This window comes from Pseudooceanicola batsensis HTCC2597, from assembly GCF_000152725.1.
In the GTDB taxonomy this organism is placed as follows: Bacteria; Pseudomonadota; Alphaproteobacteria; order Rhodobacterales; family Rhodobacteraceae; genus Pseudooceanicola; species Pseudooceanicola batsensis.
Window position 1 is genome coordinate 1,602,538 of the sequence record NZ_CH724131.1, and the last position, 10,743, is coordinate 1,613,280.

The following is a 10,743-nucleotide window of genomic DNA, read 5'->3' on the forward strand; positions in this document are numbered from 1 at the left end:
CCATCCGCGACCCCGCCGGCCGCACGGGCTGCGTCGCCGCGTTTCCCGGATTCCTCCTTGACCTTTGACTCCTTCCTCTGTTGAACCCACCTACCTTTCACATTGGAACGGAATGGCGCTCGATGGACGACCAGAACAAGAACCTCATTCTCGCAACGGTGCTCAGCTTCATTGTCATCGTCGTCTGGTTCCTGCTCTTCCCGCCGCCGGAACGGGTCGACGATCCCAATGCCCCGGCCACCGGCGAAACGGCGCAGTCCCAGGCCGACGGCACCGCCCCCATGACCCCGGGCGCCGACACGCGCGAGGGGGCGAGCGTCCCGTCCGATGCCGCCCCCGCCTCGGCCGACACCGAAGAGGCGCCGCGTCTCGGCATCGACACCCCCCGCCTCGCGGGGTCGATCAACCTGCGCGGCGGCCGCATCGACGACCTCAAGCTCAAGGATTACCTCACCAGCCTCGACGCCGACGCCACCCGCGTCACCGTCCTGCGCCCCGAAGACCAGCGCGACCCGTTCTACGCCCTCTACGGCTGGATCCCCGTCTCCGGCGCGGATGCCGGCGCCATGCCGGCCGAAGACACCGTGTGGTCCGTCGAGGGCACCCCGACCCTGACCCCCGAGACCCCGGTCACCATGACCTGGGAGAACGACGCCGGCCTGATCTTCCGCCGCACGGTCGGCATCGACACCGACTACATGTTCACCGTGCGTCAGACGGTCGAGAACACGGGCGAAAATCCCGTCGCTCTGCGCCCCTACAGCGTGCTGCGGCGCCACGGCATCCCTTCGGACCTCAAGAAGTTCTTCGTCCTGCACGAAGGCCTGATCCGCATGTCCGACGGCGAGCTGCAGGAAGAGAGCTATGGCAACCTCGAGGATTTCGACGTTGACGGGCGCGAAGGCGTCCCGGCCGAGCGCATCGAGGTGCAGGAGAGCGGCTGGACAGGCTTTACCGATCACTACTGGATGTCGACGATCATCCCCGACACGGCCTTCCGATCCACGGCAAAATACTTCCCCGGCCGGTCGATCTTCCAGACCGACGCCGTCCTGCCCGCGGTCGAGATCGCGCCCGGCGCCTCGGCCTCTGTCGACACCCGCCTCTTTGCCGGTGCCAAGGAATGGGAAACCATCAAGGAGTACCAGAACGACCACGGCGTCACCCGCTTTCTCGACGCCATCGACTGGGGCTGGTTCTTCTTCCTGACCAAGCCGATCTTCGCGGTGCTGCATTGGCTCAACAGCCATATCGGCAACATGGGCTGGTCGATCATCGCGCTGACCGTCCTGCTCAAGATGGTGCTCTTCCCGCTGGCGTACAAATCCTACGCCTCCATGGCCAAGATGCGCGAACTCCAGCCCGAGATGGAGAAGATCAAGGAACGCGCCGGCGACGACCGCCAGAAGCTGCAGAAAGAGATGATGGAGCTCTACAAGAAGGAAAAGGTGAACCCCGCCTCGGGCTGTCTGCCGATCCTTCTGCAGATCCCTATCTTCTTCTCGCTCTACAAGGTGATCTTCGTCACGCTGGAACTGCGCCACGCACCCTGGATCGGCTGGATCCACGACCTCTCGGCGCCGGACCCCTCTTCGATCCTCAACCTCTTCGGCCTGCTGCCGATCGCGACGCCCGACCCGGACAGCTTCCTCGCCATCATCAGCCTCGGCGTGCTGCCGATCCTGCTCGGCGTCTCGATGTGGCTTCAGCAGAAGCTGAACCCGGCACCGACGGATCCGACCCAGCAGATGATCTTTGCCTGGATGCCCTGGGTCTTCATGTTCATGCTGGGCACCTTCGCCAGCGGCCTCGTGCTCTACTGGATCACCAACAACGTGATCACCTTCATGCAGCAATACGCGATCATGCGCTCGCACGGGTTCAAGCCCGATGTCTTCGGCAACATCCGAAAAAGCCTGACCCGCAAGAAGAAGGCCGAGGGCAAATAGATGCCCCGGCTGGCCCGGATATTCCGGCACCCCATCAAGGGGATCGGGTCGGAGCCGCTGGAGTCGGCGGAACTGACGCCCGCCGGTGCCCTGACCGGCGACCGGGCCTGGGCGCTGCTGAACGCCGATGCCCCGCAAACCGACGACTGGCAGCCGCGGCGCAACTTCCTCGTCGTCGCACGCGGTCCCGCTCTCGCGGCGGTGACGGCGACCAGCGTCGGACAGAAGATCCGGCTGACGCATCCCGATCGCCCGCCGCTCGACTTCGATCCGGCCGCTGAGGCAGATGCGTTGCGGGAGTGGGTCGCCCCCCTCTGGCCTGCCGGTTACCCCGCCCCGGCCCGGCTTGTCCGCGCGCCGGGCCACGGCATGACCGACATGCCCGACGCCTATGTCTCGATCGGCAGTCTGGCTTCGCTCCGCGCCTTCGAGGCGGCGGCCGGGCAGCAGCTCGACCTGCGACGGTTCCGGATAAACCTCTGGCTCGAAGACCTCGACCCGTGGGAAGAGACCGGCTGGATCGGTCGCCAGATCATGATCGGTACGACCCGGCTGGACGTCAGCGAACCGATCGGACGCTGCCGTGCGCCCGAGGCCAGCCCCGAGACGGGGCAGCGCGACGTGAACACCAACCGGATCCTGACGGATATCGGCAAGAAGACCGACTTCGGCGTCTATGCCCGGGTGGTGTACGGCGGCACCGTCGCCACCGGCGATACCGCGGCGCTGCTATGACACTCGCCTTTCCCATCGCGGAGGAACCCGACCGCCAGACCGCCGAGGCGGGGCGCAAGCTCTTTGCCGGCGAGACCGAGTTCGTCAAGGGCGTCGTGGCCATGGACGGCCTGCCCCCCGCCGACCGGATGGAGGTCTGTTTCGCGGGCCGTTCGAATGTCGGCAAATCCAGCCTGATCAATGCCCTGACCGGCACGCGCAACCTTGCCCGCGCGTCGAACACGCCCGGTCGCACGCAGGAGATCAACTATTTCACGCTGGGCGATAGGGGCTATCTCGTCGACCTTCCGGGCTACGGCTACGCGAATGCGCCGCTGCCGGTGGTCGAGAAATGGCAGCGGCTGCTCCGGCAGTACCTGAGCGGCCGTCAGACGCTGCGCCGTGCCTTCGTGCTGATCGACGCGCGGCACGGCGTGAAAAAGGTGGACGAAGAGATCATGTCCCTGCTGGACAGCGCCGCCGTCACCTTCGAGGTCGTGCTGACCAAGATCGACAAGGTGCGCCGGTCGGACCTGGACAGGGCGCTGGACGTCACGCGCAGCGCGCTGTCGAAGCATCCCGCCGCCTATCCGGAGCTGGTTCTCACCTCATCCGAAAAAGGCGACGGGATCGCGACCCTGCGCAGCATCATCGCAGGGATCGAGTAGTTTAGAAGCGATAGCTGATGCGCGCTTCGATCGTGTTGCCGGTCAGCGTGTTGCCGGTGTTGGCGAAATCGGAAAACTCGTTGTAGAGATACTCCGCCCCGACCGCGACGCCGTTGTCGAACTGATAGTCCATGCCGACGCCGGCGACATAACCGTCACCGTCACCCGCGCTGCTGTCGGCCCAGGCATAGCCCGCGGTGCCATAGAGCAGGACCGGCCCGGCGTCATAGCCCAGCTTGCCCTTCAGGCGGGCCATGCCGTTCAGGGCGGTGCCGCCAACCGTCACGTCATTGCCGATGTACTGCAGCTCGCCGCCCGCGACGTAGTTGCCGAAATCGTAATCATACCCGAGGAACGCGCCTTCGTTGCGCCCCTCGCCCGATGCCCCGCCGAGATCCCACGAGCCGAAGCCGAGGGACGCACCGTAATAGGGTCCGCTCCAGTCGGTGCCCGCGACCACCGGCGTCACCGGCTGCGCCACCACCGGCTCGGGCTGGGCCTGGGTCGGCGATCCGGCATAGGCGGCACTGGCGCCGGCGGTCACCACGACGGCGGATCCGATGATGAAAGTCTTGATGCGAGACATACTGCTTCTCCTTGTTGTTCGCGTCAGCGCCTTCGCGCTCGTCCGGTCTCAACGCCCGAGATAGGATCGGGGTCCGCCCGTGCAAGACTGCGTGGCGGGATCGTGCCGATTGCGCCCTTGGCACAGGCGGGAACTGGCCGTATCAACATCGGCGACCCAGAAAGAGCCGAAGATGAGAAAACAGACCGCCATGAACCGCGACTGGATTGCCACCGCCCGCACCCTCTCCGAGGCGCTGCCCTACCTTCAGCGCTACGAGGGCGCGATCGTCGTCGTGAAATTCGGCGGCCATGCCATGGGCGACGACGAGGCGATGGAGGTCTTTGCCCGCGACATCGTCCTGATGCGGCAGGTCGGGGTGAACCCGGTGATCGTCCACGGCGGCGGCCCGATGATCAACGAGATGCTCGAGCGCCTCGAGATCAAGTCGGACTTCGTGAACGGCAAGCGCGTGACCGATCAGGCCACGGTCGAGGTGGTCGAGATGGTCCTCTCGGGCCGCGTGAACAAGCGGATCGTCCAGGCGATCAACGACATGGGCGGCAAGGGCGTCGGCCTTTCGGGCAAGGACGCCCGGCTGATGATCTGCGAACCCGACGATCCCGAGCTGGGCCTCGTCGGCACGCCGGTGGAGATCGACACCCATATCCTTCATGCGATGTTCAAGGCCGACATCATTCCGGTGATCGCCCCCCTCGGCATGGGCCGCGACGGCGAGACCTACAACATCAACGGCGACACGGCCGCGGGCGCCGTGGCGGGTGCCCTCCGCGCCGACCGCCTGTTGCTGCTGACGGATGTGGCCGGCGTCAAGAACGCCGATGGCGAGGTGGTGACGGAACTGCGCGCCGCCCAGATCCGCCAGATGACCAGCGACGGCGTGATCGCGGGCGGCATGATCCCCAAAACCGAGACCGCGCTCGACGCCATCGAACGCGGCGTCCGGGCGGTGGTGATCCTGGACGGCCGCGCGCCCAATGCGACCCTGCTCGAGCTTTTCACCGAACACGGGGCCGGGTCGCTCATCCGCGCGGACTGAGCGATGGCGACGCTGGAGGCCCTCGCCCGTGAGGCCCGGCGCCGCCACCTCGCCATTGCCGCCGGCCTTCCCGATCATCTTTGCGCCACACGCGACGACCTGCCGGAGGGAACCCGGACGCTGCTGTTGCTGTCGCCGGACGAACCCGCCTTCTGGCCCGCCTTCGCGCGGTCCGAGGAATGCCGCGACAGGCGTCCCGATCCGATGGATCGCTGGTCGCGGCGCGTGATCGGCGACTGGGCCAACGATCTGGGGGCCACCGCCCTTTTCCCGTTTGGCGGCCCCCCGTTCCGGCCGTTCATACAATGGGCCCTCGCTTCGGGCCATGTTCACGCCTCGCCGGTCGGAATGCTGGTCCACCCGACAGCGGGTCTCTACCTGTCTTTCCGGGGCGCCCTCGCCCTGACCGACGCGATCAACCTGCCCCCGCCGCAGACCTCCCCCTGCGAGGGCTGCGCCACGCGCCCCTGCCTGAGCACCTGTCCGGTAACTGCCCTGAAGCCTTCGGGCTACGATGTGGACGCCTGCAAGAGGTTCTTGCGCTCCGAGGCCGGAAAGGACTGCATGTCAACGGGATGCCGGGCAAGACGGGCTTGCCCTTGCGGCAAGTCGCATGGCAGGATCGCCGCGCACTCCGCCTACCACATGCAGCAGTTCCTTTGATCGGTCTCCCCACATGGTAAAACGTCTCGTGCTGCTTCGGCATGCAAAATCAAGCTGGGCGACCCCCGGCATGGCCGATCACGACCGGCCGCTGAACAAGCGCGGGCGCACCTCTGCCAAGGCGATCGGCAACTGGCTGAAGACCCTCGAGATCGTGCCGGACGTGATCCTGTGCTCCGACGCCGTGCGCACGGTCGAAACCCATGCCCGGCTCGGGATCGAGGGCGAGTTGCGGCTGCGTCGCGATCTCTACCTGGCCGAGGCGGATGCGATCCTCGAGATCATGCAGCAGGCCGAGGGCGCCTGCGCGATGATCATCGGCCACAACCCGGGGATTGGGGAATTCGCCCGGCGCATCGTGGCCAACCCGCCGCCGCACGGGCGGTTCGAAGACTTTCCGACCGCGGCCACCCTGATCGTCGACATGCCCGCGGATGACTGGAAAGCGGGGCATTTCGGCACCTCGCGGGTGGTGAACTTCATCACCCCGGGCGAACTGACCGGTCCTGAAAAAGACTGAGGGCGGCCCCGGCCGGACCGCCCCCTGCACCCTCCCGATCCGGTTCAGTGCCCCAGGATCTGGCTCAGGAACAGCTTGGTCCGGTCCGATTGCGGGTTATTGAAGAAGGCCTCGGGTTCGTTCTGTTCGACGATCTGGCCCTGATCCATGAAGATCACGCGGTTCGCGACCTGCCGGGCGAATCCCATCTCGTGCGTCACGCAGAGCATCGTCATCCCCTCCTGCGCGAGCTCGATCATGGTGTCCAGCACCTCCTTGATCATCTCGGGATCGAGCGCCGATGTCGGTTCGTCGAACAGCATGATCCGCGGCCGCATGCACAGCGACCGGGCAATGGCCACACGCTGCTGCTGGCCGCCCGAAAGCTGGCCGGGGTACTTGTTGGCCTGTTCGGGGATCTTCACCTTCTCGAGGAAATGCATCGCGGTTTCCTCGGCCTCCTTCTTGGGGGTCTTGCGGACCCAGATCGGCGCGAGGGTGCAGTTCTCGAGGATCGTCAGATGCGGAAAGAGGTTGAAGTGCTGGAAGCACATCCCGACCTCGGAGCGGATCTTGTCGATGTTCTTCAGATCCGACGACAGCACCGTCCCGTCGACCGTGATCGAGCCCTTCTGATGCTCTTCCAGCGCGTTGATGCACCGGATCAGCGTGGACTTGCCGGACCCCGAGGGCCCGCAGATCACGATCCTCTCGCCGCGATGGACCGTCAGGTCGATGTCGCGCAGGACGTGAAACGTCCCGTACCACTTGTTCATGTTGACGATTTCGATGGCGACCTCGTCCGAGACCTGCATCTGGTCGGTTCGCCCGGAGGTCATTTCGGTTGCGGTATCGGTCATGACCGTCCCTTTCCTTAGCGCTTGTGGCCGGTGTCGAGCTGCCGCTCGAGCCACTGGGAATATTGAGAGATGTTGTAGCAGACGATGAAGAACAGCAGGGCGGCGAAGATGAACAGTTCCCAGTAGACGCCGTTCCAGTCCGTCGACGCCAGGATCGGGCCGCGAATCATGCCGACCATGTCGAACATCGAGATGACCGAGACCAGAGTGGTGTCCTTGAACAGGCCCACGGCCACGTTGACGATCCCGGGGATCGAGATCTTCAGCGCCTGCGGCAGGATGATCAGCCGCATCGCCTGCGGATAGTCGAGGCCGAGGCTGTCCGCCGCCTCGTACTGCCCCTTGGGCAGCGCGGCCAGCCCGCCGCGGATCACCTCGGCGATATAGGCCGAGGCGAACATGGTGATCATGATGATCACCCGCAGGATCAGGTCGAAATTCGATCCCGGCGGCAGGAAATAGGCCAGGACCACGTTCGCCACGAACAGCAGCGTGATCAGCGGCACGCCGCGGATGAACTCGATGAAGATCACGCAGATCCACTTGATCAGCGGCATCTGGCTGCGCCGGCCCAGGGCCAGCACGATCCCGATCGGCAGCGACAGCGAGATGCAGACCGTGCCGAGGATCAGGTTCAGCATGAAGCCGCCCATATCGCGCGAGGGGACCTCGGGCAGCGAGATCGGGATGATCCGTGACAGGTCGGGGATGACGAACCCCGTGACCCACCAGAACAGCGCGGCCGCCACGACGGCGCCGATCAGACCCATCGCAAAGCTCTGCCGCTCGAGCTGCTTGAAGGCATAGTAGCCGGCGACGATACCCAGCAATGCGAAGACGGGGACCCAGATCGACCCGCCCCAGATCAGCCAGAAGCCGACGAAGGGATAGAGCGCGGTCAGGACAAGCAGCTGGCGCGGTAGTTTCGAGAACAGGACCGGCGAGGCCGAGACCAGAAGCAGGACGAAGGCCAGCGTCGGCCGCCAATATTCCGTGCTGGGATACTTGAACCCGAACAGAAGCTGGTTCCACCGCTCGGCGATGACCGCGAAACAGGCGCCGCGCGCGCCGTCGAGGATCTCGCGGCATTCGCTCAGGCTGTCGGCGTTCCACACCCCGTTGAGGATCCAGGGCAGCGCCCAGACGGCCAGGTGATAGATGGCCAGCAGACCCAGCAGGGTCATGATCGCATTGGCGGTGGAGGAGAACAGGTTCTCCCTCACCCACCGGACCGCCCCCGCCTCGGTCGCCGGCGGCGGCGAGGGCGGGATCTGCGAACGCTGGACGTAGCCGACGGATTGCGCATGTGTATCGGACATCTCAGCGCTCCTTCAGCTGCATGCGGGCGTTGTAGACGTTCATCACCGCCGAGATGCTCAGCGAGATGGTCAGGTAGAACAGCATGAGCAGCAGGACGCTTTCGATGGCCCGGCCGGTCTGGTTCAGCGTGATCCCCCCCAGCGTGCCGGTCAGGTCCATGTAGCCCACGGCAATCGCGAGAGAGCTGTTCTTGGTCAGGTTCAGATACTGCGAGATCACCGGCGGGATGACGATCCTCAGCGCCTGCGGCAGCACGACGAGGTTCATGATCCGTCCGGGCCGCAGCCCCAGCGAAGCCGCCGCCTCGGTCTGCCCGTGGCTGACCGCCTGGATGCCGGCCCGCACGTTCTCGGCGATGAAGGCCCCGGTATAGATCGCCAGCGCGAACCACAGCGCGATGAGCGAGCCGCGGATCTGCGTGCCGCCCTGGAAGTTGAACCCGCGCAGCGCCGGCAGGTCGAGCGAGATCGGCTGCCCAAGGATGAAGAAGACGAGCAGTGTCGGAACGAACAGGATCAGCAGCGAGGGCCAGCCGCGCGGCAGCAGCTTGCCGGTATCGTAGAGCAGCCGGGTCGTGTAGCGGCGATAGGCGAAGACGCCGATGACCGAGGCAATAAAGACGCCGACGACGATGGCCGATCCCGGCTCCCAGATCGGGCGGGGAATGTAGATGCCGCGATTGGTGAAGGCGAAGGCGCCGAACAGCATGGAGCTGTCCGGATCGTCCCCCCGGAAGGCGCTCGGCGGCGGCAGGGCGGCGGTCATCACGAAGAAGATGATGAGGATCCAGATCAGCACCGGCACGTTCCGGAACGCCTCGACGTAGACCATCATCAGCTTGCGGATGATCCAGTTGTTCGACAGGCGCAGAACCCCCGCCACGACGCCGAGGATGGTGGCGGTGATACAGCCCAGGAAGGCGACGATCAGCGTGTTCAGCACGCCGACGAAGGTGGCCCTGAGGTGGCTGGACTGGCTGTCGTAGGGGATCGGACGCTGGTTGATGTCGTAGCCCGAGGGCTCGCCCAGGAACTCGAACGAGATGTCCTGACCCAGCAGCGCCAGGTTGCGCATCAGGTTCCAGCCGAGAAAGCCGATGGCGGCCGCCAGCAGGATCAGCGCGACGACCTGGAAGGTGATGGACCGGTATCGCGTGTCGTTCACCAGCATGGATAGCTGGAACGACTCCGACGGCGGATCGGAATATGTGGTCATTTGTGTTCCCCGTTGTCCGGCCTGTTGTTGTATGCGTCTACGCGCTTTGGCCGGTCATCTGGCGCCCGATCTGCACGGACGCGGAGGCAGGAAGGGCGCGGTCCGTGCCGCGCCCTTCCCTTTGATCCTTAGCGGAACGGCGGTGCGTAAAGCAGGCCGCCATCGGTCCACTGCGCGTTCAGGCCGCGCGCCAGGCCGATCGGGGTGGATTCGCCGATGTTGGCTTCGAACACCTCACCATAGTTGCCGACCTGCATGATGATGTTCTTCGCCCAGTCGGCTTCCAGGCCCAGCATCTCGCCCAGGTTGCCTTCGGTACCCAGCAGGCGGTTGATCTCGGGATTGTCGGTCGTGGACGAGGACATTTCCTCGACGTTGGCCGAGGTCACGCCCAGCTCTTCCGCCGCGATCATCGCGTTCAGCGACCAGCGGACCACGTCGCCCCATTCGCTGTCGCCATGACGCACGAGCGGGCCGAGCGGCTCTTTCGAGATGATTTCCGGCAGGATCACGTGATCCGTCGGGGTCTCGAAGGTCGCACGGGTGGCGGCCAGGCCCGAGGCGTCCGTGGTGTACACGTCGCAGGCACCGGCCAGGTACTGCTGCTGCGCTTCGGCGTTGGTTTCGATCGGCACCGGCTCATAGCTGATGTTGTTCACGCGGAAGAAGTCCGCGAGGTTCAGCTCGGTCGTGGTGCCGGTCTGGATGCAGACGGTCGCGCCGTCCAGTTCCTTGGCCGAGGAAACGCCAAGCGCCTTGGGCGTGATGAAGCCCTGGCCGTCGTAGTAGTTGACGCCGATGAAGGTGAACTTCAGGTCCGCGTCACGCGACAGGGTCCAAGTCGTGTTCCGGGCCAGCATGTCGATCTCGCCCGAGGCGAGCGCGGTGAAGCGGGTCTTGCCCGTGGTCGGAACGAATTCGACCGCATTCGGATCGCCGAGCACGGCGGTCGCGACGGCACGGCAGACGGCCACGTCGAAGCCCTCCCATTCGCCGTTCGCATTGGGCGCCGAGAAACCGGCGAGACCGGTGGAAACGCCGCAGTTCAGCGTGCCACGCGCCTTGACGTCGTCGAGCGTTGCGGCAGCGGCCGCGCCCGCGGCAAGACCGGCAACGGTCAGAGCGCCGAGAAATACGGATTTTTTCATGTTTACCTCTTCCTGTTACCCACCCCAAATCGCAGGTGGTTCGGTCGGGTCCGGACGGACCCGGAGCGATACTGTTGGGTCA

Annotated in this window: 11 protein-coding genes; 6 read left to right on the plus strand and 5 right to left on the minus strand. The window is 65.3% G+C overall.

Annotated features, from left to right (window positions below; all coding sequences use genetic code 11):
- Positions 1-122 precede the first annotated feature (122 nt).
- From yidC to yihA, 3 genes are read left to right on the plus strand one after another with little or no spacing between them, the layout of a single operon-like run.
- Positions 123-1,949 carry a membrane protein insertase YidC gene (yidC, locus tag OB2597_RS11660; RefSeq protein ID WP_009805768.1) on the plus strand — a complete coding sequence of 609 codons (1,827 nt, stop codon included), beginning with the start codon at positions 123-125 and terminating at the stop codon, positions 1,947-1,949.
- Positions 1,950-2,684: an MOSC domain-containing protein gene (locus tag OB2597_RS11665; RefSeq protein ID WP_009805769.1), complete on the plus strand. Its 735-nt coding sequence runs from the start codon at positions 1,950-1,952 to the stop codon at positions 2,682-2,684. It begins immediately after the preceding gene.
- Positions 2,681-3,331: a ribosome biogenesis GTP-binding protein YihA/YsxC gene (gene yihA / locus OB2597_RS11670; RefSeq protein WP_009805770.1), complete on the plus strand. Its 651-nt coding sequence runs from the start codon at positions 2,681-2,683 to the stop codon at positions 3,329-3,331. The genes OB2597_RS11665 and yihA overlap by 4 nt, the downstream gene beginning before the upstream one ends.
- A gap of 1 nt (position 3,332) precedes the next feature.
- Here yihA and OB2597_RS11675 read toward each other — a convergent pair whose 3' ends face one another.
- Entirely contained in the window at positions 3,333-3,917 is a 585-nt protein-coding gene (locus OB2597_RS11675) for an outer membrane protein (protein ID WP_009805771.1), read from the minus strand.
- 172 nt (positions 3,918-4,089) lie between these two features.
- On the opposite strand from OB2597_RS11675, the gene argB reads away from it, so the two are divergent.
- From argB to OB2597_RS11690, 3 genes are read left to right on the plus strand one after another with little or no spacing between them, the layout of a single operon-like run.
- Positions 4,090-4,956 (plus strand): acetylglutamate kinase, encoded by an 867-nt coding sequence (gene argB, locus OB2597_RS11680; protein ID WP_009805772.1) that lies wholly within the window; start codon positions 4,090-4,092, stop codon positions 4,954-4,956.
- Positions 4,957-4,959: 3 nt separating this feature from the next.
- Positions 4,960-5,619 (plus strand): hypothetical protein, encoded by a 660-nt coding sequence (locus OB2597_RS11685; protein WP_009805773.1) that lies wholly within the window; start codon positions 4,960-4,962, stop codon positions 5,617-5,619.
- 13 nt (positions 5,620-5,632) lie between these two features.
- A complete protein-coding gene (locus OB2597_RS11690) occupies positions 5,633-6,139 on the plus strand; it encodes a SixA phosphatase family protein (protein ID WP_040609289.1) in 507 nt (168 codons plus the stop codon).
- A gap of 44 nt (positions 6,140-6,183) precedes the next feature.
- Here the strand turns inward: OB2597_RS11690 and OB2597_RS11695 are convergent, their stop codons facing one another.
- The 4 genes from OB2597_RS11695 to OB2597_RS11710 all read right to left on the minus strand — a co-directional run bounded on the left by OB2597_RS11695 (position 6,184) and on the right by OB2597_RS11710 (position 10,661).
- Positions 6,184-6,978: an amino acid ABC transporter ATP-binding protein gene (locus tag OB2597_RS11695; protein WP_050759233.1), complete on the minus strand. Its 795-nt coding sequence runs from the start codon at positions 6,976-6,978 to the stop codon at positions 6,184-6,186.
- 14 nt (positions 6,979-6,992) lie between these two features.
- Positions 6,993-8,297, minus strand: a complete 1,305-nt coding sequence (locus tag OB2597_RS11700) for an amino acid ABC transporter permease (RefSeq protein WP_009805777.1) — start codon at positions 8,295-8,297, stop codon at positions 6,993-6,995.
- A 1-nt stretch (position 8,298) separates the two neighbouring features.
- Positions 8,299-9,513, minus strand: a complete 1,215-nt coding sequence (locus tag OB2597_RS11705; RefSeq protein WP_040609290.1) for an amino acid ABC transporter permease — start codon at positions 9,511-9,513, stop codon at positions 8,299-8,301.
- A gap of 128 nt (positions 9,514-9,641) precedes the next feature.
- Entirely contained in the window at positions 9,642-10,661 is a 1,020-nt protein-coding gene (locus tag OB2597_RS11710; RefSeq protein ID WP_009805779.1) for an amino acid ABC transporter substrate-binding protein, read from the minus strand.
- Between the last annotated feature and the right edge of the window lie 82 nt (positions 10,662-10,743).